The organism is Streptomyces sp. NBC_01003 (assembly GCF_045162695.1).
Lineage (GTDB): Bacteria > Actinomycetota > Actinomycetes > Streptomycetales > Streptomycetaceae > Streptomyces.
Genome location: NZ_CP108707.1, coordinates 2945106 through 2970644, shown reverse-complemented (window position 1 = coordinate 2970644; position 25539 = coordinate 2945106). Strand labels below are relative to the sequence as shown.

Genomic DNA, 25539 nt, shown 5'->3' with positions numbered 1-25539 from the left:
CCTTCAAGGTCACGCATTCGACACGGAAACGCATGTCCGCTCCGACTCGCATGCTCACTCGCGCTTGCCAGGACTCGGTAAAACGCGGTCAGTTCTCAGCGGTTGGCAACCCCGCTTTTGCCCGAAGTCGGCCGGCGCCTGGAAGGCGGGACCGTCGGGGAGAACAACACCTATCTGCTCTTCCAGTCGGCCTGCGCCGTGCTGACGCCGCTGCTGTCCGGCTCGGTGACCTGCACGGGCACCGCAGGCTGCTGCGGGTGGCGCTCGCGATGGTGGTGGCGGGTGGCTCCCTCCTGATCGCCGCGACCCTCGCCGTCGACGTCACCCTCCAAGGCGCCGTCTTCGGCTTCTTCCCGCCCCTCGTGCGCATCCTCCGCTCCCGCGCTCCCGAGCGGAACCGCTCCGGGATCTCCCTCCTCGTCGGTGTCCTGCTCCTCGAGATAGGCGTGGGCGGGCGCGCTCGCCACCGGCGCCGAGCTCGAAGTGAGCGCGCACGGAAGGGACTTCGCCGATCTGCGCCAGGACGAGGAGATGACCCGGTCCTACGCGAGGGCCGCCGGCGAGCTGGGCCGTACCGTCACCTCGCTGCACGGCGAGACGATGGCGTCGACCGACATGGGCAACGTCTCGCAGGGCATCCCCTCGATCCACCCGACGGTCGGCTACGACACGGGAGGTGCCAAGCAGCACACCCCCGAGTTCACCGCCCACGGCAAGACCTCGGGCGCCGACCTCGCGGTGCTCGACGGGGCGACGGCCCTCGCCCTCGTCGGCGTCGACCTCGCGATGTCCGGGGAACAGTGCGCCCGGCTGCTCGACGGGGTACGCAAGCGCCGGGCGAACGCGTCCTAGCCGGGCGAACGCTTCTTAAGAGGCGGTGGCCAGCGGTGCGAACAGGTCGACCCCGTTCCCGTCCGGGTCGAGGACCACGGCGTACCGCTGGCCCCAGAACGCGTCCCACGGCTTGAGCTCGCCGTCGTACCCGGCGGCCACCAGCTCCTCGTAGACGGCGTCCACCCCGGCCGCGTCGCCGCAGTGGAAGGCGAGCCCGTGCCGGGAGGCACCACGGGCCGGCGCCCGCCAGGACGGGTGGAACGACTTCACGGTCTCCTCGGTGTCGAGCAGCACGCGAAGCCCGCCGGGCAGGACGGCCTCCGCGTGCGGCTGCTCCTCGGCTCCTTCCGGGAACACGAGGCCGAGGCGGCGGTAGAACGTGACGGAGGCGGCCATGTCGGAGACGACGACGCCGACGGCGTCCAGTCGTGCGGTGATCTCGGTCATGGCCCCACCGTAGGCACCCGCCCCGGCGCCGGTCTTGAAGGAATCGGACACTTTGCGTCGCGTCGCACCTGCGCCCGGTCGCCGGCCCGCGCCGCTCAGTGACGTACGGTCGCAGCGAGCGCGGCGATCCGGTCCGGGCCCACCCGGCAGCAGCCCCCGATCAGCCGCGCCCCCGCCCGCTCCCAGCCGGCCACGCGGTCCGCGGTGAACGTGGCCGCGCCCCGCCAGCCGCGCGCCCCCGCGTCCCAGGACTCGCCGCTGTTCGGATAGGCCACCACCGGCTTCCCGGTGATGCGCGCGGCCAGCGCCACCGCGGGTTCGACGTCCTCGGGGGAGCAGCAGTTGACCCCCACCGCGACGATCTCGTCCGCGTCGGCGGCCAGCTCGAACGCCTCCTCCAGGGTCTGCCCGGCGCGCGTGCGGTCACCGGCGACGCTGTACGACAGCCACGCCGGGACGCCGAGCCCCCGCACGGCCCGCAACAGCGCCCGCGCCTCGTCGGTGTCCGGCACCGTCTCCAGGGCGAGCAGGTCGGGCCCGGCCGCGGCGAGGACTTCGAGCCGGGGCCGGTGGAAGGCCTCCAGCTCGGCCACCGTCAGGCCGTAGCGGCCCCGGTACTCCGAACCGTCGGCCAGCATCGCCCCGTACGGGCCCGCCGACGCGGCCACCCACAGCGGACCCGGCACCCCCTTCGCCTCCGCGCGCCGGGCCGCCTCACGCGCCAACTCGACGCTCAGGGCGAGCAGTTCGGCGGCCCGCTCGCGGGAGACCCCGCGCCGCGCGAACCCCTCGAAGGTCGCCTGGTAGCTCGACGTGATCGCCACCGAGGCCCCCGCCTCGTAGTACGCGAGATGCGCGGCCACGATCGCCTCGGGCCGCTCGGCGAGCAGCCGTGCCGACCACAACTCGTCGCTCAGATCGTACCCGGCGGACTCCAGCTGATTGGAGAGCCCGCCGTCCAGGACGACCGGCCCCTCGGCGAGGGCTTCGGCAAGAGGAGGTGACGTCATGCAACGACGCTAACCCTGTCGGATCCCGGACGGGATCAGCGCTTGAGGGTCACCGTCGCGTACACGGAGTTGTCCGTGCCGCCGAGGAAGGCGTCGTACACCCGCGCCGGGTGCGCCTTCGAGCCGTCGATCCGCATGTGCGGCCGCTCGGCGGAGTCGTGCCGGGGGGCGTCGTCGCCCATGAAGGCCGTCCCTCGTGGCCGGTCGACGCAGGGCCGACAACCCAGCCCCTACGAGCATGTGTTCGTGATCGACTCCGGCCCGCCCGTACCGTCGACTGCTGGGTACGGGACGGGCCTTGGCCGTCGTGCGGGCCGTTGTGTCCGCCGTGGCTCACCCCGCCGCCGAGAACGTGAAGGCGAACGCGGCCGGGGCCACCTCGTGCACGTACTGCGGCAGCGGGCCCGGGCCGCAGGACTGGGAGCCGATGCCGTGCTGGGCGTGGTCCAGGTTCACCCACACCGTGTCACCGGCCACCAGGTCCGTCCGGTGCCCGGCCGCGTCGAGGTGTTCGCCCGTCCAGCGGCGGGCCGTGAACCAGAACTCCGGTTCGCCGTCGATCCGCAGGCCGCCGATCTCCACCCGGCGGACATCCGCCCGCGCGCCGTTCTCCTGCGGACGCACGTACGGCGTCTGGAGCTCGTCGAGGGACGCCTCCCACAGGCCGAGTCGTGACGCGGCCCGCGTGTCCGGATAGGCCTCGCCGGGGCCACCGCCGAACCAGCGCGCGTGCGTCGCGGACGACGGGAGGCCGAGGCGGACGCCCAGGCGGGGGAGCGGCACCTTCCAGTCGCCCTCGGGGGCCACCGAGACCGTGAGCGTCAGGCGGCCCGCGTCGTCCGCCGTCCAGCGGTACTCCGTGGCGAGCGCGAACTGCCCGGCGGCGGGCGCCACCCGGGTCCGTACCGTCAACCCGCCTGAGTCCAGGGTCACTTGGTCCAGGCGGTGCCGCATGCGGTGCAGTCCGGCCGCGCGCCACAGGGGGCCGAACCGCCGGTCCGCCTGCCAGTCGGCGCCGTTGTCGTTGTCGGTCGGCGCCCGCCACACGTCGAGGCGCACCTCGGTGACCGGCACCTGTCCGACGCTCCGCAGCTCGCCCGTACGTGCGTCGAAGGCAGCCGGGCCGAGCGTGATGACGTCCGCGTCCCGCACAGGCGACACCCCGCTCGCGGGAACGACCGACTGCCGCCCCGACATGGGGAGTTGACCCCACGCCACCACATGACCCCGGTCCGCCCACGCGGTGTCGTCGGCCAGCGCCGCCCGTACCGACCACTGCGTCTCCGCGCCCCGCGCCGCGTCCGGCGGGGCGGGCAGTTTGACGTCCGCGCTCTCGCCGGGCGCGAGCGTCGGGACGGGGAGCGGGCCCGACTCCACCGGTGCGCCGTCCACCTCGTACGACCAGGTGAAGGCCAGCGCGGCGAGGTCCGCGAAGTCGTGGCGGTTCGTGACGCGGACCGTGCCGGCCGTCCCGTCGCCCTCGATCAGGACCGGCTCGATCACCTTCTTGTACTCGACGAGCCCGGGCGAGGGCGTGCGGTCCGGGAAGAGGAGACCGTCGCAGACGAAGTTGCCGTCGTGCAGTTCCTCGCCGAAGTCACCGCCGTACGCGTACCCGTACCGCTCGTGCGCGAGGCCGTGGTCGATCCACTCCCAGACGAACCCGCCCTGGAGCCGGTCGTACGTCTCGAAGAGGCGCTGGTACTCGGAGAGTCCGCCGGGTCCGTTGCCCATCGCGTGCGCGTACTCGCACAGGATGAAGGGGAGTTCGCGGCGCGCCTCGGGCCCCTCGTCCTCGTGACGTCCGATGCGTTCGACCTCGGCGTGGTCCGCGTACATCCGCGAGTAGACGTCGGTGTCGGCGCACGACGCGTCGCCCTCGTAGTGCAGCGGGCGGGACGGGTCGCGGTCGCGGATCCAGCCGGCCATCGCGGTCAGGCCCGCGCCCGTGCCGCACTCGTTGCCGAGGGACCAGATGATCACCGACGCGTGGTTCTTGTCGCGCTCCACCATGCGGGCGGCCCGGTCGAGGAGCGCCGGGGTCCAGTGCTCGTCGGCGACCGGATTGCCGTTCCACCGCTCGTGGGTGAAGCCGTGCGTCTCCAGGTCGCACTCGTCGATCACCCACAGGCCGAGCTCGTCGCACAGGTCGAGGAAGGCGGGGTGGGGCGGGTAGTGCGAGGTCCGCACGGCGTTGATGTTGTGCCGCTTCATGAGGAGGACGTCGTGGCGCATCGTCTCCTCGTCCACGGTGCGGCCGTGCTCCGGGTGGAACTCGTGCCGGTTGACGCCGCGGAAGAGGATCCGCTTGCCGTTGACCTTGAGGACGCCGTCCTCCACGACGACCGTACGGAATCCGGCGCGGAAGGGGATGATCTCCCCGCCCGGCGTGGCCAGTTCACCCGCGTACAGGCGCGGCGTCTCGGCCGTCCACGGCTCCACCGGCAGCGTCACCGACTCCCCGGCCCCGACGTCGAGGCCGAGTTCGGGCACGGTCACGCGGCCTCCCGCGCCTGCCTCGACCCGCAGCGTGCCCTCTCCGGTGCGGTGGTCGTACGCGGTGTGCACGAAGAAGTCGGCGTCCGCGCCGTCGGGCCGGTGCAGCAGCGTGACCTCACGGAAGATGCCGGGCATCCACCACTGGTCCTGGTCCTCCAGATAGGAGCCGGACGACCACTGGTGGACGCGTACGGCCAGGACGTTGCCCTCCGCGCGCAGCAGCCCCTCGACGGCGAACTCGTGCGGCAGCCGCGAGCCCTTGAACTCGCCCAGCTCCTCGCCGTTCAGCCAGACCCGCGCACACGACTCGACCCCCTCGAAGCGCAGCACGGTCGCTCCCGACGCGGGCCAGTCGTCCGGCAGGTCGAAGACGCGCAGATGGTCGCCGGTCGGGTTCTCGGTCGGGACGCGCGGCGGGTCGACGGGGAACGGGTAGAGAGTGTTCGTGTACGCAGGTGACCCGTAGGCCCCGCCGCCCTGGAGCACCCAGTGGCCCGGCACCGTCAGATCCGCCCAGGCGGACGCGTCGTAGCCGGGGCGGGCGAAGGACTCGTCGTGGCCGTCGGCCGTCGCCGCGAGGCGGAAGCGCCACGGGCCGTTGAGAGAAAGAGACTTGGCGTCGGAGGCGGCGTACCAGGAGCGCGGCGCGACACCGCCGGTCCCGGGGGACACCTGCTCGTAGTAGGGGAGTGCGGATTCCTCAGGGAGGGACACCTCGGGGAGGGACATCGTTCTCCTTGACGGTCAGGTCGTGTGCGGGGTGAGGGTGGTGCCGGTCAGGCCCGGCGACGACAGCACGCCTTCCAGCGCGAAGGTCGCCGCGCCCAGGCTCACGGGGTCGGTCGGTATCGGGGACAGGACGATCTCGGTGGCCGCGAAAGGGCTGCCCAGGGCGTGCCGCGCGACGGCCTCGCGTACTTCGGTCAGCAGGGGCGTACCGAGCGCGGCCGCCACCCAGCTGCTGAGCACGATCACTTCGGGGTTGAGCAGGTTCACCAGGTCCGCGACGGCGGCGCCGAGATGGCGGGCGGTCTCCCGGACGACCCGCAGCGCCACCGGATCGCCACCGGCGGCCGCGCGGCCGAGCGCGCCGATCGTCGCGGTCTGGTCATCGTCGGTCAACAGGGCGCTTTCCGGGGCGAGTTCACGCAGCGTCCGCATGATGGCGGGCGCGCCCACGTACGCCTCCACGCACCCGCTGTCGCCGCAGCGGCACGGCCGCCCGTCCAGGACGAGCGTGGTGTGACCCCACTCGCCGGCGCTGTTCGTGACACCGCGGTGCAGGGAGCCACCGAGCGCGAGGCCCGCGCCGACGCCCGTACCGAGGTTGATCACCACGGCGTCGTCGCGGCCCCGCGCGGCGCCGAACCACAGCTCCGCGAGCGTGGCCGCCCGCAGCGGGTTGTCGAGGTGGACCGGGTAGGGGAAGCGCTCGGCGAGCAGCGCGGTCAGGGGCACGTCGCGCCAGCCCCAGTTCGCGGCGCGCACGGCGACACCGCGCTCGCGGTCGACCTGCCCCGGCATCGTGACGCCCACCCCGAGCACACGGGGCGGGCGGCGCGGCCCCGCGGCGGCGACCACGGCCCCGACCGCCGCGGCGATCCGGCCGACGACCTGCTCCGGGGCGGACTCGCCGGGCCGTAGCTCCTCCTCCGCGCGCGCCACGACGCCCAGGGCGAGATCGAAGAGCTCCGCGTGCACGTACGTCTCGGCCACGTCGACGCCGATGAGGGCGCCGCCCGCCGCGTCCACCGCGACCAGCGAGCGCGGACGTCCGCCCGCGGACTCCTCGAAGCCGACCTCGACGAGCAGGCCGAGCGCGGTGAGCTCACCCACGAGCGTGGCGACCGTCGCCTGGCTGAGCCCGGTCCCCGCCGTCAGCTCGCCCCGGGAAGCGGGGGACTTGGCGATGAGGTGGCGCAGCACCGCGTACCGGTTCGCCGTCCTGATGTCGCGGGATGTGCGCTTCACCGTGTCCCCTCCACTCCTGGGCCCCTTCGACGCTACGGCCGCCCGCACTCTTTCTACAAGGGGTTTGAAAAGGGGTTGTCAGAAGTCCCCGCCCGCGAGGGGGTGATCACCACGGAGTACCGTCCGAGCGCATGACCCAGACCGACACCGCGACAACGCTGTCGCGCACGCTCCCGCAGACCGACCGCACCCGCCACAGCAGGCTCCGCGAGCAGGCCAGCCTCGAACGCTCCGACCTCGAGGCGATCCTCGACGCGGGGTTCGTCTGCCACCTGGGCGTCCTCGTCGACGGCCGCCCCGTCGTCGTACCCACGGTCTACGGCCGCGACGACACCCGGCTCTACCTGCACGGATCCGTGGCGAGCCGCAGCCTGGCCGCCGAACCCGACGGGCCGATATGCGTGACCGTCACCCACGTCGACGGCCTGGTCCTCGCCCGCTCCGTCTTCGAACACGGCGTGAACTACCGCAGCGCGATGATCCACGGCGTACCGCACACGGTCACCGACCCCGACGAGAAACTGGCGGGCTTGCGCCGCCTCACCGAGCACGCGACCCCGGGCCAGTGGACGTACGCAAGGCAGCCGAGCCGCAAGGAGCTGGCCGCCACCACCCTCCTGGTCCTGTCTCTCGACGAGGCATCCGTCAAGATTCGTACGGGCGCCCCCGACGACGGCGACGGGCCCGACGCGGCCCTCGGCCTGTGGGCCGGCACCCTGCCCCTGACCTCCCGCTGGGGCGCACCCACCGCCGATCCGCTGCTGCCGACCGGCATCACCGCCCCGGCACACATCGTGGCGCGCGCGGGGACCCGGCAGGGCTGACCGGCAAGCGGGGGCATACCGTGAGTTCTCGAGCACTGGTTCTGGGAGCGAGGAGAACGGGATGCAGAGCCGCACGGCGCTGGTCGAGGACCTGATGGAGCGCTTCCCGCACGTGCCGCGGGAAGCGGTGTTCAAGGAGGACCTGCTGCGCGGCGGCGTGGCGTTCGACAAGTCCGCGCTCAGCGACAACGAGTCCGGTGACGTCAAGCCGAAGTCGTACTTCATCTTCTCCTTCGACCACGGCACGCTCCCCGAGCTCGGCGAGGCCGCGCTGCGCCGCCCGCCGGAGGAGATCATCCTCACCGGCGGCCCGTACGACCTGCGGCGCACGGTCGTCTCGGTCCGCGTGAACCCCTCGTCGCCCTACCGGGTCGCGGCCGACGAGGACGGGATGCTCGGGCTCTACCTCGACGGGAAGCGGATCTCGGACGTCGGCGTCCCGCCGATGCCGGAGTACTACCGGCACAAGCTCTCCAACGGGAAGTCGGTCATGGAGGTGGCCCCCACCATCCAGTGGGGCTACCTGATCTACCTGACGGTCTTCCGCGTCTGCCAGTACTTCGGCGCCAAGGAGGAGTGCCAGTACTGCGACATCAACCACAACTGGCGCCAGCACAAGGCGGCCGGCCGCCCGTACACCGGCGTCAAGGACGTCGACGAGGTCCTCGAAGCCCTCCAGATCATCGACAAGTACGACACCACGAAGGCGTCCACCGCCTACACGCTCACCGGCGGCGCGATCACCTCCAAGCTCCAGGGCCGCGACGAGGCCGACTTCTACGGCCTGTACGCCAAGGCCATCGAGGAGCACTTCCCCGGCCGCTGGATCGGCAAGGTCGTCGCCCAGGCGCTGCCCAAGGACGACGTGCAGCGCTTCAAGGACTACGGCGTGCAGATCTACCACCCCAACTACGAGGTGTGGGACCGCCGTCTGTTCGAGCTGTACTGTCCCGGCAAGGAGCGCTACGTCGGCCGCGACGAGTGGCACAAGCGCATCCTCGACTCGGCGGACGTCTTCGGTGCGCGCAATGTGATCCCGAACTTCGTGGCCGGCGTCGAGATGGCAGAGCCCTCCGGCTTCGCCACCGTCGACGAGGCCATCGCCTCCACCACCGAGGGCCTGCGCTTCTTCATGTCGCACGGCATCACGCCCCGCTTCACCACGTGGTGTCCCGAACCGACGACCCCGCTCGGCAAGGCCAACCCGCAGGGCGCGCCGCTGGAGTACCACATCAGGCTCCTGGAGGCCTACCGCTCCACGATGGAGGAGTACGGCCTCTCCTCGCCCCCCGGCTACGGCCCCGCGGGCGCCGGCCGCGCCGTGTTCTCCGTCAGCTCGTTCATGGACAGCCTCGCGCCGGAGCCGGCCCCGGCCGGCTAGCCGCTGGATCCGGGCGCGGTGTCGGCCCGACACCCGCCCGGTCCACCTGCGTTCAGGCCGCCCGCTCGCGCAGCGCCGCGAGCGCGCGGTCGGCGTGGGCGCTCATCCGGAACTCGCTGCGGACCACTTCGAGGACGACGCGGTCCTGGCCGAGCACGAACGTGGCCCGCTTGGTCGGCGCGATCGAGAAGCCGCGCGCCACCCCGAACCGCTCGCGCACCTCGCCCTCCGCGTCCGAGAGCAGCGGGAAGCCGAGCGTGTGCTTCCCGGCGAACTCCGCCTGGCGCTCCACCGGATCGGCGCTGACGCCCACGGGCCGCGCGCCGACGGCCGCGAACTCGGCCGCGAGATCCCGGAAATGACAGGCCTCGGCCGTGCACCCGGGCGTCATGGCCGCCGGGTAGAAGAACAGGACGACGGGACCCTCGCCCAGCAGCTCCGACAGCCGCGTCGGGGTGCCGCTCTCGTCCGGCAGGGTGAAGTCCTCGACGGTGTCGCCCACTTCGACGCGCTTGCTCATGATCCGGCCTCCTGGGCCCTGGCCACGCCGCGCGCCCACAGGACGAGCGGCACCTGAAGGGGAAGCCGCACGAGGGCCGCGGTCCTCAGCGGCGCGGGCTTGTCGCGCCAGTCGACCGCCATCTGCACGTTGGCGGGGAAGACGCCCACGAAGAACGCGGCCGTGGCCCGTGCGGCCCTGCGGCGCGTCCACGGCAGCGCGATGCCGGCCGCGAGCGCGAGCTCGACGGCGCCGCTCGCGTACGTCCACGTGCGCGCGGAGCCCGGCAGTACGCGGGGCACCGTGGCGTCGAAGGACTTCGGGGCGACGAAGTGCGTCACCCCGGCACCGGCGAGCAGCCCGGCGAGCGCGAGTGCCTTGCGCGTCGACGAGGAACGGGGCTCGGAAGAGGTCGCTGGGCCGCAGCGGGAACCGGTGTCGGCGTCGGGTCCGGCAGGTGGTCGGGGCACGGGGCCTCCAGGGAAGATCGGGAGCCTGACGCCAGCAACATTACTGGTCGGTAAGTATCCGCGGGAAGCGCTGGAGAGGGCGATTCCGATTCCACCGGCCCGCAGCGCGGCCGTCGTCCGGGCGGCCCGCCGGAATTTAATTCCTTGGCGCGCGGGCCGTCCCGTCCCGTACGCTCGGCGACGCCCGCCACGCAGTGGTGTGCGCACACACGAGAAGCCAGGAGGTGGACTTCGATGAATGCCGTCACGCAGGGCGCCGCCCGCGTCCAGAAGCCCGTTCATCCCACCTCCGTGGCCACCGGCTGACCAACCACTCTCTCGCGCCCATGGGCGCGCGCCGGGGCCACCCTTGTGAAGGGTCACCCCTTGAACTCCCCTTTCTCCACAGAGATTTCCCGGCATCCCCTCGCCGACTTCGGCTGGGACGACGACTGGGCCGTCGCGTTCGCCCCGTACACCGCGCAGGGCTTCGTGCCCGGCCGCGTCGTCCGCGTCGACCGCGGTCAGTGCGACCTCGTCACCCCCGAAGGACCCGTGCGCGCCGACACGGAGTTCGTCACCCCGCACGACCCGCTGCGGGTCATCTGCACCGGCGACTGGGCGGTCGTCGACCCGGACGGCGCCGATCCCCGCTACGTCCGCACGTATCTGCCGCGCCGCACGTCCTTCGTGCGGTCGACCTCGTCGAAGCGGTCGGAGGGCCAGATCCTCGCGGCCAACGTCGACCACGCGGTGATCGCCGTATCGCTCGCCGCGGAGCTCGACCTCGGCCGTATCGAGCGGTTCCTCGCCCTGGCGTGGGAGTCCGGCGCCCAGCCCGTCGTCGTCCTCACCAAGGCCGACCTCGTACCGGACGCCGCGACCACCGCGCACCTCGTCTCCGACGTGGAGACGGCGGCGCCCGGCGTGCAGGTCCTCGCGGTCAGCGCCGAGCAGGGCCACGGCATCGACGTGCTCGGCGCGCTCCTCGACGGGACGTCCGTGCTGCTCGGCCAGTCCGGAGCCGGTAAATCGACGCTGGCCAACGCCCTGCTCGGCGCCGACGTCATGCACGTGCAGGCCGTACGCGACGTCGACGGCAAGGGCCGGCACACCACGACCACCCGGAACCTGCTGGTCCTGCCGACCGGCGGCGTCCTGATCGACACCCCCGGGCTGCGTGGCGTCGGGCTCTTCGACGCGGAGGCCGGCGTCGGGCAGGTCTTCTCGGAGATCGAGGCCCTGGCCGAGGGGTGCAGGTTCCACGACTGCGCCCACGACGCCGAGCCGGGATGCGCCGTGCTGGCCGCGCTCGACGACGGGACGCTGCCCCCGCGGCGCCTCGACAGCTACCGCAAGCTGCTGCGCGAGAACCAGCGGCTCGCGGCCCGCACCGACGCCCGCCTGCGGGACGAGATGCGGCGCGTCTGGAAGGCGCGCGGTGCCGAGGGCCGCGCCGCGATGGAGGCGAAGCGGGGGCGCCTCGGCTGAGCCGGTCCCGCGCGCGGCCCCCGCCGTCCCGTACGGGGCGCGGGGGCCGCGGCACACCCCGCACCCCAGGGCCATGTCCGAATCCCGCCAGCCCCCGGCGCCGCGCAGGCGCACACTTGAGGGCGTGATGATCGATGAGGACACGCGGTACGAAGCGGTGCGCAGCCGTGACGCGCGCTTCGACGGGGAGTTCTTCTTCGCCGTCGAGACGACCGGCATCTACTGCCGCCCCAGCTGCCCCGCGGTCACCCCCAGGCGGAAGAACGTCCGCTACTACGCCACCGCCGCGGCGGCGCAGGGCTCCGGTTTCCGCGCCTGCCGGCGCTGCCGCCCCGACGCCGTGCCGGGCTCGGCCGACTGGAACGTACGCGCCGACGTGGTGGGCCGCGCCATGCGCATGATCGGCGACGGCGTCGTCGACCGCGAGGGCGTCGCCGGGCTCGCCGTGCGCCTCGGGTACAGCGCCCGCCAGGTGCAGCGCCAGCTCACCACCGAGGTGGGCGCCGGACCTGTCGCCCTGGCCCGCGCCCAGCGCGCCCACACCGCGCGCGTCCTGCTCCAGACGACCGGCCTGCCGGTCACGGAGATCGCGTTCGCCGCGGGCTTCGCGAGCGTGCGCCAGTTCAACGACACCATTCGCGCGGTCTACGCCCGTACGCCCACGGAGCTGCGCGCCGAGGCCCCCGCCACCCGCGCCACCGCCACGGCGGCCGGCATCCCCCTGCGCCTCGCCCACCGCGGCCCTTACCAGGCCCGCCCCCTCTTCGACACCCTCGCCCGCGAGGCGCTCGACGGCGTCGAGGAGATGACCGGCACCCCGGGTGCCCGCACCTACCGCCGCACCCTGCGCCTGCCCTACGGCACCGGCGTCGCCTCCGTCGACGAGCAGACCAGGTCCACGCCCGCGAGCCGCGCCGCGCACCACGGCGGCTGGCTCGACGCCCGCATCCACCTCACCGACCTGCGCGATCTGACGACGGCCGTAGGACGCCTGCGGCGCCTGTTCGACCTGGACAGCGACCCGTACGCGATCGACGAGCGCCTCGGCGCCGACCCGCGCCTCGCGCCACTCGTCGCCGCGCGGCCCGGCCTGCGCGCGCCGGGCGCCGCCGACCCCGACGAGCTGGCTGTACGGGTCCTCGCGGGGCGGGAGGAGGCGGCGCGGCTCGTCGAGCGGTACGCGAAGGCCGTCGACGCGCCCTGCGGCACCCTCACCCATGTCTTCCCCTCGCCCGACGACCTCGCCGGAGAGCCGGGCCCCGTCGGCGCGCTCGCCACGGCCCTCGCCGACGGCGCCCTGCGCCTGGACCCGGGCGCCGACCGCGACGACGCCGAGGCCGCCCTGCGCGCCCTGCCCGGCGTCGACGCCCGCACCGCCGCCCTCATCCGCATGCGGTCCCTGGCCGACCCGGACGTGGCCCTCCCCGAAGAGCCGGGACAGGAACCCGTACCGGACACCTGGCGCCCCTGGCGCACGTACGCACAGCAACACCTCTGGACACAGCGACAGTTGGAGCAGCAGTCATGACCGTGTACTACACCGTGCTCGACAGCCCCATCGGTGAACTCCTGCTCACCGGCGACGAGTCGGGCGCCCTCACCTCTCTGTCCGTGCCCGGGCAGAAGGCCGGCCGCACGGTGCAGCCCGGGTGGCGGCGCGCACCGGAGCGCTTCGCCGACGCCGAGAAGCAGCTAGCCGCCTACTTCAGGGGTGAACTCAAGGAATTCCACCTGGAGTTCAGCACGGACGGGACCGAATTCCGCGAGAGGGTGTGGGCGGCACTCGACGCCGTGCCGTACGGCGCGACCACCACGTACGGCGCCGTCGCCGCGAGTATCGGCGCGTCGCGCGCCGCGGTCCGCGCCATCGGCGGCGCGATCGGGGCCAACCCGCTTCTCATCGTCCGCCCGTGCCACCGCGTGATCGGCGCGGACGGCTCCCTCACCGGGTACGCGGGCGGCCTGGAGTGCAAGCAGCAGCTGCTGGCCCTGGAGGGAGTCCTCCAGGACCACTAGGGCCTCTCGTTCGGATCACGCCGGGCTCGCGGGGTCTGGCACCGCACCTCGCGGCGTTGTCGTCAGTCGCCTTCTCCCCCAAGCCCTCGGCTGCGCTCGGGCAGGGGGACCCCCATGACCCCGCTCCCTGATCCGGCCCGATCCGAACGAAAGACCCTAGTCGTCGAGCCCCCAGCTGTGGATCTTGTGCGGCTGGATCCGGATGAGCTCCTCGCTGAAGTGCGCGCCCAGGTGGTGCGGGCCGGTGAGGAGTTCCGCCTCGCCCCTGATGTCGACGCCCCGCACCTTCCAGGGCTTGACGCTGAGGATGTCGTCGACGACGAGCGCGACCTTCGGGTTCGCCTGGAGGTTGCGCCACTTCTTCGTTGTCCCGAGCGCGTATCCGCCGACCAGGATCGTGCCGTCGTCCTGCGGGAAGAACCCCACAGGGTTCGCCTGCGGCTGGCCCTTCGGGTCGACGGTGGCCAGCCGTCCCAGGCGCTGGGACTTCAGATAGGTGAGCTCGGCCTCGCTGAATTCGGTCATGGCCTCAGCCAAACACGAACGCCCCCGCCACGCATCGGACCCCGGCCCCAGGGCCGTTGCCCGATGCGTCCCGACGGCTACGAGAAGAGGCGTGCGTACCTGTCGTGCCAGGGGTGCGCCTCCTCCAGCTGTGCGCTCAGGGCGATCAGGGTGGCCTCGTCGGCGGGGCGGCCCACCAGGGAGACTCCCACCGGGATCCCGCCCTCCGGGGTCCAGTACAGCGGGACGTTGACCGCCGGCTGGCCCGTCATGTTGTACGGGCTGGTGAAGGCGCTGAACGCGCTCTGCCGGCGCAGGTTGTCGAGCGGGTCGCCGGACTCGTCGAAGAACTCGAGCGGTTGCGGCAGCGTGGCAAGCGTCGGGGTGAGCACGGCGTCGTAGCCGGACGTCGCCCGTACCGCACGGCGTGCGGCGCGCTGCATCCCGGTGATCGCGGCCGCGAGCTGCTCGCCGCTGATGCCACGGCCGAACTCGCGCCAGGCCCGGGTCACCGGCCGCAGCAGCTCCTCCGCCCCGGCGTCGAGGGGGTGTCCGAGCGACTGCACTCCCCACGCCGTCACGAAGTGACCGCTGATCTCGGGACCGAACGGCGTCGGGATGTCCTCCACGATGTGCCCGAGGTCCTCGAGCAGTCGCGAGGCGTGCTCCCAGGCCGCCAGACATGCCGGGTCCACCGTCACGCCTTCGGCGGCGGGCCGCGCGTACCGGCCGATGCGCAGCCGCCCGGGGGAGCGCTCGGCATACGAGAGGAACGTCTCGCCCGGCGGGAGCGGCGGCGCCCAGTGCGGGTCGCCCTGCTCGGGCCCCGCCAGCGCGTCGAGCAGCGCCGCCGCGTCGCGCACACTGCGCGCCAACGGCCCTTGTACGGCAAGGCCGTTGACCTCGATCCCGGCGGGCCCCGAACTGACCCGGCCGCGCGACGGCTTGATGCCGAACAGGCCGCAGATGCTCGCCGGGATCCGGATGGAGCCGCCCCCGTCGCTGGCGTGGGCGACCGGCACGAGGCCGAGCGCCACGGCCACCGCCGCCCCGCCGCTGGATCCTCCGGCGGACAGGGCAGGGTCCCACGGGCTGCGGGCGGGACCCGCCACATCGTTGTCGGTGTAGCAACAGCAGCCGAATTCAGGGGTGTTGGTCTTGCCGAGGCTGATCGTGCCGGCCTCGCGCAGCCGGGTCACGCTGTAGGCGTCGGCCTCCGGCACATGGCCGCCGAAGGCCTTGGACCCGTACGTCGTGCGCACGCCGGCCGTGTCCGCCAGGTCCTTGACGGCCGTCGGCACGCCGAACAGCGGCGGCAGGTCCCCGTCCGCGCGCCGCTCCTGCGCGGCCGCCGCCTCGGCCAGAGCGGCGTCGGGCGTCACCGTCACAAAGGCGCCGAACCGCTCGTCGTAGCGCCCCACCCGGTCCAGGTGATGCTGTACGAGTTCCACCGGGCCGACCTCGCCCTTGCGGACGGCGGCGGCCTGTTCGAGGGCGCCGAGTGCGTGCAGCTGAGTCGGGGCGGTCATGCGGTGCTCTCCTTCAGTTCGGCGACCTGCCGGGCCACCAGTTCCTCGTGCTCCTCGACGTCGCGGCGCGCGTCGCGCGGCCGCCACCTGCCCGTCATCACGAAGATGAACGGCAGGAACAGCACCTGCCCACCGAGACACACCCACCACCAGGTCTGCCACGCGTGCGCGTTGTCCGCGCTCGCCCGCTGCACCTCGGGCCCGTGCTCGCGCAGGATCTTCAGCTGCGGCGCCGCCTTCCGCACGGTCTCCAGACCTTCGGCGCCGATCTCCTTCCGGGCCTGGGCCAGCAGAGGGGCGGGCACCTTGTCCGGTGCGTACGAGCCGAGTTCGGCGAAGAGCTTCGGGTGGGCCTTCGTGATGGCGAGGGCCGGAGCGGCCTGCACCGACGCCGCCTTGACCTCCGCGCCGTGCTCGATCAGCGGGGTCACGGTGCTTACGACGAGCGGCACGAAGGCGGCGGACAGGGCGACGGTGATCCGCACGATCCAGCCCCACACGGCGAGACCCGTGGCGGTGGCCGCCGGGTTGTGCCGCTCGACCGTCTCCGTGAAGCTCGCCATCCACGGCGAGTAGGCGATACCGCTGGTGACGCCGATGCCCGCCACGATGAACGCGAACGTGTAGTAGCCGGTGTGCGGTTGGGTGGCGTGCAGGGTGAACGCGAGCGTGAAGCCTATGGACCCGAGCGCGCCGAGCAGCATGAACGGCTTGCGCACGCGCAGGCGGTCGGAGAACAGGCCGGCCAGGACCAGCGAGATCGCGTTCGCTCCCCAGTACCAGTTCAGCAGGGCGTTGGCGCGCTGCGGGGTGTATCCGAAGTTGGTGGCGAAGTAGAGCACGAAGTTGCCGACGGCGGCGAAGTACAGAAGGAGGTAGACGCTGATGGCGACGGCGGAGCCGATGACGTCGAGGCGGAGCATCTGGCGCCACTGTCCGCGCAGCGCCGCCTCGGTGTCCATCCCCTTGGCGCGCGCCTCGACCAGCGCGCGGTCGCGCAGGCTCACCATGATCTGGTCGCGCAGCGCCGGGGCCAGCTCGCGCAGTCCGAACAGCGCGACGACGAACATGATGAGGCCGCTGATGCCCGCGAAGCGGATCTCGTCCTGCCAGGTGGTGGAGCCGCTGAAGGTGCGGGAGGTGACGGCGGTGACCACGAGACTGCCGATGATCGGCCCCATCGTCCAGTAGCCCATCGCCGAGGCCCGGCCGAGCTGCGGAGAGAAGTCCCTGATGAGCGCCGGGGTGGCGACCAGGATCATGCCCTCGACGAGTGACACGGCCGCGTAGATGAGCAGATAGCTCACCTTGCCCGGCGCGTTGGGCAGGGCGAACGTGGTGAGCAGGCCGACCACCAGCAGGCCGTAGACCACGATGTTCGCCCGGCCCCAGCGGTCGGCGAGCCCGGCCACCAGCGACGAGAAGGCGCCCACCGCGTTGGCGGCCACCGATATGTAGACGAAGTACAGGAACGTCATGTGGTAGTGGCTGATGATGGCTGTCGACACCGCGTACTGGATGTACAGCTGGTAGTAGAGAACGATCGTGACGAGCACGACGATGCCCAGGTACCAGTACCGGGGACCACTCTCGGGGTAGTGGTCGAGCCGTCTGCCGCCGAGGCGGCTCAGAGCTGAGGGGAACGGCCGGCTGGTGCGCCGCGCCGTGTCCGCCGGTGACGAAACCGACATCATGCCTCCCTGCTGTCGAGACACACGCCAGCGTGTGCATGGTCGGGGAGGCTAATACCGTCCAGTCGGTATCTCCTAGGGGCAGGACAAGGGTTTGTGATCTCGTTATGGCGGGAGTGTGTGGCCCGGGCCTGCCCGGAGGCGGGCAGGCCCGGGCCGCGGGGATACTCGTTGGCGTCAGGCGGGCAGTCCCCAGCGCTCCGCCGGCGCGTTCGCCGTGACCGGCTCGACGCTCAGGTCGGGGCGGTCGCCCTTCGCCGTGACGAGCGCCGAGTCGCCCTTGCGCAGGGTGATCCGGATCGCGCCGTCGCCCGCGTCCTCGTAGCGGAGCGGCCTGCCCCGGCCGTCGCGTACGTCGACCGCCCCCGCGATGCCGTGCCGCACCACACACGGCGCGCCCGCCTCGCTCACGAGCCGCACCCAGCGCGTCGTGCCGCCCTCGCGTACCGCGCTCAGCAGAAAGGCGCCCTGCGTACGGAAGTTGTGGACGGCGAGGTCCTTCCACGCGGCGGGCAGGGCCGGGAAGACGCGGATCACGCCGCCCCAGGACTGGCACACCATGTCGTGCAGGGACTGGGCGGCCGACAGCGGCGTCTCGATGACCGGGCCCGACTCCTTGTACATGGTGTTGGCCTGGATGAAGCGGGACATCAGCTGGCCCAGGTACTTCAGGGCGTCCTCGCCCTTGCCGAGCAGCGCCGACATCGAGGCCGCGCCCGTGAACGTATAGCCCTGGAGGGCCCCTTCGAAGCCGACCCAGTGGGCCAACGACTTCTCGATCAGCGCGAGTTCGTCGGGGGTGCGGCCGGTCAGCTCGTACAGCGGGTACACCGCGAGCATGTGCGAGTAGTGGCGGTGGGACTTCGCGAAGGGGATGTCCGCGCCGATCATGAAGCCGTTCGTGTCCGTCGGGTAGGCCACGCGCCTGGCGAGCACCTCGCGCCAGCGTGGCGCCGACTCGTCGTCGATGCCGAGGAGTTCGGCCGAATCCAGGAGGGTCCGACAGCCCCACGTCAGGAGCATCAGGTCGTAGTTGCAGTCGCGGGTGTTGCCGCCGTACTCGGGCGAGAACGTCGCGGGCAGGTGCAGCTTGCCGTCGGCTCCCGGCTCCAGGAAGTGCAGGTAGTAGTTGATCGCCTTGCGCAGCAGGGGGAAGAGGATGTCGCGCAGGATCTTCTCGTCCATGGTGTGCCGGTAGCTCAGCCACACGTTGTGGAGCGCCCAGGTGAGGTTGCCGACCTCGGGCGTCGGAGTGTCCTGGCCGGGGATGCCGACGCCGTAGCCCTGCGCGTTGCTCGTCGCGCCGCCGTTGACGAGGTGCATGTCCGTGGTGCGCGGGATGCCGAGCGAGTCGGCGCGGTACGGGGCGGCCATCTCGGCGGTGAGGTTGTCCCGGAACTCGCCCAGCGCCCGTGTGACGGCGTCGAGTTCGAGGTGGTTCGAGCCGTGGATCAGCCAGTACTCCAGCTGCACGTTGAGGTTCCACCAGGTCGCGGGCCACGGCGTCGGCTCCAGCCAGGGGCCGCTGGTCGCCATGACGGGGGCGTCCCGGCGGGCGGCGGAAGCCGTCTTGTAGAGCTGGATCCAGTAGAAGCGCTGGATGCGCGCGTCGGGGACGGACAGGAAGCTCTTGCGGTAGTACGCGTGCCACCAGGCGCGATGGGTCACGGCGAGGGCGTCGTAGGGGAGCACGGCCGCGGCCCGCACCGCCTGGACGGCCCGGTCGCGGGCGGTGGACTTCGGGAAGGAGTGCGCCACGTTCACGTACAGCGTCCGCCGCTCGCCGCGGGTGCGCTCGCGCCAGGCGGTGACGTACTGGCCGCCGGACAGCAGCGGCTGGACGGAGGCGGAGACGCCCTCGTACTCACCGGACTCGGCGGGCGGGTTGCCCTCGTAGCCGGCTGGGATCGGCTGGAACGCGGCGCGCGGGCTGATCGACTGGGCGGGGTGGAAGACCCACGCGAAGCCGCGCTCGCCCTCGGACGGGGTGACCTCGACGGCGAGGACGGAGAGTGCGTTGGTGACCTGGGCGCGGATCGTGAGCGTGCCCTTGTCGGTGGTCAGGGTGCCGGTCAGCTCCGCGTCGCGAAGGCGCAGGCGCCAGTCGAGGCCGGTGATGGCGCCGACGGGTTCCAGCGTGAAGCAGCCGATGGGCAGCCGCGCCAGACCGAACAGGGAGCCGAACTCCGGGCGGTGGTCCTGGACCTCGGAGTGCTGGACGTTGAAGCGGATCGCGTTCTTCCCGGGCTCCTGGTAGATCCCGGAGCCGAGGAGGCCGTTGCCCAGATACGGGCCCTCGTACCAGGTCTTCGGCATCTTCTGCCAGACGAGGTCGGCGTCGTCGAGGACGGTGCGCCAGGCGTCTTCGGAGGGTGCGCCCATGGTGGTGGCGGGGAGCCCGGCCGGGGTGGCGGCGGTGGCCTGCGCCGGCAGCCCGCCCGCGAGCGCGGCCCCGGCGAGGGTGGATCCGGTGGCGAGCACGGTCCTTCTGGACGGTCTTGGCATGGCGCGGCCTCCACGTGTCGAAGCAGACGTCGATTCATCGGAGCTATCCCCCGCGGCAAGCTAGAGATGTGACGAGAGCCCGTCAATATGCTGGGAGAGATCCGATGTAACTCGCGCTACGTGGATGATGTACGTGTACATGAACCGGAGCGGCTAGCCCCAGATCACGGCCCCGATCCAGGCGCCCACGATGAGCAGGCAGGCGAAGAGTTCGGCCAGGACGCTGGAGCCGCCTGCGCGCATCGCGGTCCGGGTCGAGGCGACGGCGTCGCCGTGCCGGCCGAGGCGCAGGCGCTCGCAGAGGTAGACACCTCCGATGAACCCCGGGATCGACCCGATCACCGGGATCACGCAGAAACCGACGAGGGCTCCGGTCCCCGCCCATATCGCGGTGCGGCGCGTGGCGCCGCTCTCGCGCAGCCGGCGCGGCGGAAGCTGCCAGCGAAGCACCTGGGCGGCGAGCAGGACGGCGGTGGCTCCGACCAGAACTCCCCAGGCCAGCCCGTTCGGGTCCTGGAGCGACCACACGAGGACCGCGGCCCACACGAGCCACGACCCGGGCACCCCGGGCACGAGCACCCCGCACAGGCCGAGCAGCATCACCACTCCCACCAGCAGGAGTTCCCACACGCCCATCTGCCAAGAGTGCCGGACAACGACGGAGCCCGCAGATCGCAGAACTTCACGCTCCGCCACCACCGACGGCTTCCGGCCGCGGAACCCAGCCCTCCGTGACGTGCTCCCCGATCCGGTCCTCCGGTCCTGCTGACCACCCCGCTTCACGGCCGGAGAGTCTCGATCCGGCAGTCACCCCTTCGTGACGTGCTCCCCGGTCCGCTCCTGAATCCGCTCCCCGCCCCGGTCCAACCCCGGCACGTCCCGTGACACCCAGCCCCGCTCGTACGCATGCCACCCCAGCTGGAGCCGCGTCGTCACACCGGCCAGTTCCATCAGGCGCTTCACTCTGCGCTGGACCGTGCGAAGCCCCAGGTCGAGCTGTTTGGCGACGCTCGCGTCCGTGAGTCCGGCCAGTAGAAGGGAGAGGATCTCCAGGTCCGTGCCGTCGGGGCCGTCCGGCTCCTGCTCGGTGATCACGCGGCTGCTCTCGCCGAGCCGCAGCGGCAGCGCGTCCCGCCAGACCGCCTCGAACAGTCCGGAGAGCGACTCCAGGAGCCCGCTCGCGTGCACGACGAGCGCCGCGGGCTCCGCCGCGCGCGAGGTCAGCGGCACCATCGCGAGCGCCCCGTCGGCGATCACCAGCTTCGTCGGCACCCGGTCCACGACCCGTACCTGCTCGTCCCGCCCGATCGCGGCCGACAGCTCCGTCAGCCCCGTCGGCATCGAGAGCACCTCGCGCTCCACCACGACCCGGTACGCGACGCCTCGGCCGGTGGCCTGCTCCTCCGCCTCGTTGTCCATCCCCGAGACGACGATCGGATTGCCGGTGACCAGCGCGCACACCTCGTCCGTCGCACCCAGCTGAAGCTGCAGGAACCGCTGCGAGACCGCCGCCGCGCCCGTGACCACCTCGACCAGATCGTGCACGGCGGGCTCGGCGGCCTGCGCCCGGTACTCCTCCGCGAGCAGCGCCGCCGCCAGCTCCGCCTTCTCCAGCTCGTGCCGCTGCTGCGTCAGGAGCGCGCCGAGCGCGACGCCCGGCGGAGCCGCGACCCAGCGCCCCGGCCGCGCGGACGACTGCGCCGCGAGCCCGTGCCGCTCCAGCCTGCGCAGCGCGTGTTCGGTCTCGTACTCGGCGAGGGCGAGCCGCCCCGCGAGATCGGGCACGTCGGCCGCGCCCAGCGACACGAGCGCGCGGTAGGTGCTCTCGTGCATCTCGTCCAGACCTATCGCACCCAGCATGCGGCGATGCCCCTCCCCGAGCCTCGGTTCCGGCGGAGCCGTGGCGGGAAACGGCCACGGCGCAAACCCGCCGCGCCCCATCTTCCCCGTACGACCGCTCTCTCTGCCAATGTGGCGCCACCGCAGCACCAACATCCGCCGGGAACACGGCCTTTGTGCCGTATTCACCTGCGCTTTCACCTGGGGAGAGGGAGAGCGATGCGCGCGATATCGCGTACGGCCTCGGTGGCGGCGACCGCCGTCGTCCTGGCCGTCACCGCGGCCCTGCCTACCGTGGCCGAACCACGGGAGGACGCCAAGAGACCGCTCGTCGGCAGCGAGGCGGCCGCGAAGGAGGGGGCGGGCTCCGTCGTCACGCTCGTCACGGGCGACCGGATCCTGGTGACCAAGGACGGCTCGGGCCACAGCGCAGCCACCGCGCTCCCCGGCGAGAACGGCACCGCCCCGCTCGTGCAGACGCGGACGTCGGGCCAGGACCTCTACGTCTACCCCGCCGGCGCCGTCAAGGCGATCGCCGACGGCCGCGTCGACGAGGAACTCTTCAACGTCACGGGCCTCGTCCGCCAGGGCTACGACGACGCGCACAGCAAGTCGCTGCCGCTCATCGCGGTCTACGACAAGTCCGTCGACGTCGCCCGCAGCGCGCCCGCCGCCCCGCGCGGCGCCGAGCGCGGCCTCGTGCTCGACCCCGTCGACGGCGTGGCGCTGAAGGCCGACAAGAAGAAGGCGGCCGACTTCTGGGCCGACGTCACCGACCAGCGCTCCCGCGCCGCCGGCTCCCTCAAGAAGCTGTGGCTCGACGAGAAGGTGCAGGCCAGCCTCGACCGGTCGACGAAGCAGGTGCACGCCCCCGAGGCGTGGGCGGCGGGCTACGACGGCAAGGGCACCAAGGTCGCCGTTCTCGACACCGGTGTCGACACCGACCACCCCGACCTCAAGGGGCGCGTCGCCGAGTCGAAGAACTTCACCGACTCGCCCGACGCGACCGACCACCAGGGCCACGGCACCCACACCACGTCCACCGTCGGCGGCTCCGGCGCGGCGAGCGACGGCAAGAAGCGCGGCGTCGCCCCCGGCACCTCGCTCCTCAACGGCAAGGTCCTCAACGACTCGGGCTCCGGCGCCACTTCGTGGATCATCGCCGGCATGCAGTGGGCCGTCGACCAGGGCGCCGACGTCGTCTCCATGAGCCTCGGCAACCCCGCGCAGACCGACTGCACCGACCCGATGGCCACCGCCACCGAAGAACTCGCGCAGTCCTCGAAGAACACCCTCTTCGTCATCGCGGCGGGCAACACGGGCCCCGGCAACAACACCGTGTCCTCACCCGGCTGCGCCCCGAGCGTCCTGACCGTCGGCGCCGTCGACCGCGACGACTCCACCGCGAGCTTCTCCAGCCGCGGCCCGGCCTACGGCTCGCACACCCTCAAGCCCGAGATCACCGCGCCCGGCGTCGGCATCTCGGCCGCCGCCGCGGGCGGCCGGGGCGTCTACGCGTACCAGTCCATGAGCGGTACGTCGATGGCCACCCCGCACGTCGCGGGCGCCGCCGCCATCGTCAAGCAGCGCCACCCCGGCTGGAGCGCGCAGCAGATCAAGGCGGCCCTCGTGTCCTCCGCGGACGCGGCCGTCCCCGGCGACGTGCGCGAGACCGGCGGTGGCCGCCTCGACGTGAAGGCCGCGATCGACGAGAAGGTGCTCGGCGCGAGCGCCGTCCAGGGCGGCAGCTTCAACTGGCCGCAGGACAGCAGCGACCGCACCACCGTCGACGTGCCCTACACCAACACCACCGACAAGCCGGTCCGGCTGAGCCTCGCCGTCAAGGGCGTCACCGGCAACGACGGCTCCGCCGTCCGCTCCTCGGTCGCGAAGCTCGGCGAGCGCACGGTCACCGTCCCCGCGGGCGCGACTGTCAAGGTCCCGCTGAAGCTCGACCCCACCGCCTCGCTCAAGGCCGCCCAGTACGGCGACGTCACCGGCCGCGTCCTGGCGACCGCCGACGGGGTCGGCGTCTCCACGCCCTTCTCGCTGTACGTACAGCCCGAGACGGTCACCCTGCGCGTCAAGCTCGTCGACCGCCTCGGCAAGCCCGCCGCCGGGCAGTCGTCCGTCGACGTGATCGGCACCGACGACGCCAGCGGCGAGCGCCGCTTCAACGAGGGCGCGGCCGACCAGACGTACCAGGTGCGTCCGGGCCGCTACTTCCTCTCCAGCTTCGTCGCCACGCCCGACACCGAGGGCACCCTCCTCAACTCCCTTTCCTACCTGGCCCGTCCGCAGCTCGAGGTCAAGAAGGACACCACAGTCGTCCTCGACGCCCGCAAGGCGAACCGGCTCACGGTGAAGACCGACCGGGCCTCCGAGTCGCGCGGCGTCACCCTCGGGTTCGCCCGCAGCTGGGACGACACCTGGCTGCACGCGGGCACCGCGTCCGGCGGCCGCTCCATCGCCGGCTACTACGCCGACGTCGAGGGCCGGGCCACCGACGGCACCTTCGAGTTCGACAGCCTCTGGCGCGCGGCGGCCCCGCTGCTCTCCGACTTCGGCGTCGAGGGCGGCCCCGCGCTGCACGCGGTGGCCGGGGCGACGAACTCCGCGAACCTCGACGGCTCCGGAAAGGCCCAGGTCGTCGACGCCAAGTCCGGTACGGCCGCCGAACTCGCCGCGGCCGGGGTCAAGGGAAAGATCGCTCTGGTCCAGCTCCCCGACAACGGCGCGGCCGCGGCCGTGGCCAAGGCGGCCAAGGACGCCGGAGCCACCGCCGTCCTCGCCCACCGCTCGATCCCGGGCCGCTTCTATCCGTCCGTCGGCTTCATCGGCGGCCCCCTGCCCGTCATCGGTATCCCGTCCGACGAGGCCGCCGACCTGCTCACCCGGATCGGCGCCGGCGAAGTGACCCTCCACTGGAAGGGCACGGCGAAGAGCCCGTACCTCTACAACCTGGCCTTCCCCGAGAGCGGCCCGGTGCAGAGCGCGCGCACCTACACCGTCCACGACCGCGACCTCGCCGAGAACAAGGCGACGTACCGAGCGATGGGTACGCCCACCGACTACGTGGACATCCCCAGCGTCACGCGCCCCAGCGGACTCTCGGCTTACTTCGGCGAGTTCGAGACGGTCGCGGCGCCCTCGCGGCGCACGGAGCTCTACTCGCCCGGCACCACCGGCTTCGGCCACCAGGTCTCCAGCAGCTTCCCCTGGGGCGAGTTCATGATCGACCCGGTGCGCGCCTACAAGAAGGGCGAGCACCGCACCGAGGAGTGGTACGGCGGCGTGCTCGCGCCCACCACGCCCCTCGACGAGGCGGGCAAGCCGGCGCTCGCCGCCGAGCGTCAGGGCAACCTGATCGGCGTCGCGCCCGGCTTCTGGGGCGACAGTGAACACCAGGGCGTCCAGGGCAGCTTCGGCGACTTCGGCCGCATGGAGCTGAAGCGCGACGGCGAGGTCATCGGGGACAGCGCCTGGCCGTTCGGTGTGTTCGACGTCCCGGCCGACGATTCGTCGTACGACCTGACGCTCAACACGTTCAAGCAGAGTTTCGGCGCCTGGAACCGCTCCACGCAGACGACGACGACCTGGTCGTTCCGCTCGCACCTCGAGGAGAACGTCTACTCGCAGGGGATCCCGCTGCTCTTCCCGCACTACGCCCTTCCGCAGGACGACCTCAAGACGCTGCCCGCCACGGACGGCCAGCGGATCACGCTCACCGCGACCGGCCACGCCGGCTACACGCCTGGCAAGATCACCTCGGCCGAGCTGTCGTACTCCTACGACGGCGGCACCACGTGGACCGAGGCGCCGACCGGTGAGCGTGACGGCAAGTGGAGCGCGACCGTGAACCACGCGGGCGCCTCCGGCAAGCAGGTCACCCTGAAGGCCCAACTGACCGACGCCAAGGGCAACTCGGTCGAACAGACGGTGACGCGCGCCTACGACGTGCGCTGATCACCGAACGAGCCGGTCCGCCGGGCGTCCTTCCCGTGGGGGGTGGGGTCGTCCGGCGGACCTTTTTCGCTTCAAGCTGGGTCA

General features: G+C 72.2%; 21 protein-coding genes. 7 read left to right on the top strand and 14 right to left on the bottom strand.

Going from position 1 to position 25539, the window contains the following annotated elements; translation table 11 throughout:
- Positions 1–170: 170 nt before the first annotated feature.
- A complete protein-coding gene (locus OG698_RS13730) occupies positions 171–467 on the bottom strand; it encodes a hypothetical protein (protein WP_406103305.1) in 297 nt (98 codons plus the stop codon).
- Between the two features lie 16 nt (positions 468–483).
- On the opposite strand from OG698_RS13730, the gene OG698_RS13725 reads away from it, so the two are divergent.
- Complete coding sequence (locus OG698_RS13725) at positions 484–852, top strand: hypothetical protein (RefSeq protein ID WP_406103304.1); 369 nt, start codon at positions 484–486, stop codon at positions 850–852.
- Between the two features lie 15 nt (positions 853–867).
- Here OG698_RS13725 and OG698_RS13720 read toward each other — a convergent pair whose 3' ends face one another.
- The 5 genes from OG698_RS13720 to OG698_RS13700 form a co-directional block, all read right to left on the bottom strand.
- Positions 868–1281: a VOC family protein gene (locus tag OG698_RS13720; protein WP_406103303.1), complete on the bottom strand. Its 414-nt coding sequence runs from the start codon at positions 1279–1281 to the stop codon at positions 868–870.
- Positions 1282–1376: 95 nt separating this feature from the next.
- Positions 1377–2291, bottom strand: a complete 915-nt coding sequence (gene mmuM / locus OG698_RS13715; protein WP_406103302.1) for a homocysteine S-methyltransferase — start codon at positions 2289–2291, stop codon at positions 1377–1379.
- A 35-nt stretch (positions 2292–2326) separates the two neighbouring features.
- A complete protein-coding gene (locus OG698_RS13710; protein WP_406103301.1) occupies positions 2327–2473 on the bottom strand; it encodes a hypothetical protein in 147 nt (48 codons plus the stop codon).
- A 151-nt stretch (positions 2474–2624) separates the two neighbouring features.
- On the bottom strand, positions 2625–5519 hold the full coding sequence (locus OG698_RS13705) for a glycoside hydrolase family 2 TIM barrel-domain containing protein (RefSeq protein ID WP_406103300.1): 2895 nt from the start codon (positions 5517–5519) through the stop codon (positions 2625–2627).
- Positions 5520–5534: 15 nt separating this feature from the next.
- The gene (locus OG698_RS13700) at positions 5535–6761 is read right to left on the bottom strand and encodes an ROK family transcriptional regulator (protein WP_406103299.1); all 1227 of its coding nucleotides are present in this window, start codon (positions 6759–6761) and stop codon (positions 5535–5537) included.
- A gap of 131 nt (positions 6762–6892) precedes the next feature.
- Between OG698_RS13700 and OG698_RS13695 the strand changes: the two genes are divergently transcribed.
- Both OG698_RS13695 and OG698_RS13690 read left to right on the top strand, forming a co-directional pair.
- Entirely contained in the window at positions 6893–7585 is a 693-nt protein-coding gene (locus OG698_RS13695; protein WP_406103298.1) for a pyridoxamine 5'-phosphate oxidase family protein, read from the top strand.
- A gap of 61 nt (positions 7586–7646) precedes the next feature.
- Positions 7647–8966: a radical SAM protein gene (locus tag OG698_RS13690; RefSeq protein ID WP_383081434.1), complete on the top strand. Its 1320-nt coding sequence runs from the start codon at positions 7647–7649 to the stop codon at positions 8964–8966.
- Between the two features lie 52 nt (positions 8967–9018).
- Here the strand turns inward: OG698_RS13690 and OG698_RS13685 are convergent, their stop codons facing one another.
- Together OG698_RS13685 and OG698_RS13680 are read right to left on the bottom strand one after the other, a co-directional pair.
- Positions 9019–9486, bottom strand: coding sequence for a peroxiredoxin (locus OG698_RS13685; RefSeq protein ID WP_399967660.1), 468 nt, complete (start codon positions 9484–9486; stop codon positions 9019–9021).
- Positions 9483–9824: a hypothetical protein gene (locus tag OG698_RS13680; RefSeq protein ID WP_406111044.1), complete on the bottom strand. Its 342-nt coding sequence runs from the start codon at positions 9822–9824 to the stop codon at positions 9483–9485. The genes OG698_RS13685 and OG698_RS13680 overlap by 4 nt, the downstream gene beginning before the upstream one ends.
- A gap of 477 nt (positions 9825–10301) precedes the next feature.
- Between OG698_RS13680 and rsgA the strand changes: the two genes are divergently transcribed.
- From rsgA to OG698_RS13665, 3 genes are all read left to right on the top strand, one after another.
- Positions 10302–11405, top strand: coding sequence for a ribosome small subunit-dependent GTPase A (gene rsgA / locus OG698_RS13675; RefSeq protein WP_406103297.1), 1104 nt, complete (start codon positions 10302–10304; stop codon positions 11403–11405).
- Between the two features lie 127 nt (positions 11406–11532).
- A complete protein-coding gene (locus OG698_RS13670; RefSeq protein WP_406111042.1) occupies positions 11533–12933 on the top strand; it encodes a DNA-3-methyladenine glycosylase 2 family protein in 1401 nt (466 codons plus the stop codon).
- Positions 12930–13421 carry a methylated-DNA--[protein]-cysteine S-methyltransferase gene (locus OG698_RS13665; protein ID WP_406103296.1) on the top strand — a complete coding sequence of 164 codons (492 nt, stop codon included), beginning with the start codon at positions 12930–12932 and terminating at the stop codon, positions 13419–13421. Before OG698_RS13670 ends, OG698_RS13665 begins: the two co-directional genes overlap by 4 nt.
- A gap of 156 nt (positions 13422–13577) precedes the next feature.
- Here the strand turns inward: OG698_RS13665 and OG698_RS13660 are convergent, their stop codons facing one another.
- The 6 genes from OG698_RS13660 to OG698_RS13635 form a co-directional block, all read right to left on the bottom strand.
- The gene (locus OG698_RS13660) at positions 13578–13946 is read right to left on the bottom strand and encodes a PPOX class F420-dependent oxidoreductase (RefSeq protein WP_406103295.1); all 369 of its coding nucleotides are present in this window, start codon (positions 13944–13946) and stop codon (positions 13578–13580) included.
- Between the two features lie 77 nt (positions 13947–14023).
- On the bottom strand, positions 14024–15454 hold the full coding sequence (locus tag OG698_RS13655) for an amidase (protein WP_406103294.1): 1431 nt from the start codon (positions 15452–15454) through the stop codon (positions 14024–14026).
- On the bottom strand, positions 15451–17148 hold the full coding sequence (locus OG698_RS13650; RefSeq protein ID WP_406103293.1) for an MFS transporter: 1698 nt from the start codon (positions 17146–17148) through the stop codon (positions 15451–15453). The genes OG698_RS13655 and OG698_RS13650 overlap by 4 nt, the downstream gene beginning before the upstream one ends.
- Positions 17149–17322: 174 nt before the next feature.
- Entirely contained in the window at positions 17323–19650 is a 2328-nt protein-coding gene (locus tag OG698_RS13645) for a glycosyl hydrolase family 95 catalytic domain-containing protein (protein WP_406103292.1), read from the bottom strand.
- Between the two features lie 153 nt (positions 19651–19803).
- A complete protein-coding gene (locus tag OG698_RS13640; protein WP_399967671.1) occupies positions 19804–20286 on the bottom strand; it encodes a DUF456 domain-containing protein in 483 nt (160 codons plus the stop codon).
- A gap of 171 nt (positions 20287–20457) precedes the next feature.
- On the bottom strand, positions 20458–21510 hold the full coding sequence (locus OG698_RS13635; RefSeq protein ID WP_406103291.1) for a winged helix-turn-helix transcriptional regulator: 1053 nt from the start codon (positions 21508–21510) through the stop codon (positions 20458–20460).
- A gap of 198 nt (positions 21511–21708) precedes the next feature.
- Between OG698_RS13635 and OG698_RS13630 the strand changes: the two genes are divergently transcribed.
- The gene (locus tag OG698_RS13630) at positions 21709–25455 is read left to right on the top strand and encodes a S8 family peptidase (RefSeq protein ID WP_406103290.1); all 3747 of its coding nucleotides are present in this window, start codon (positions 21709–21711) and stop codon (positions 25453–25455) included.
- The last annotated feature ends 84 nt before the right edge of the window (positions 25456–25539 follow it).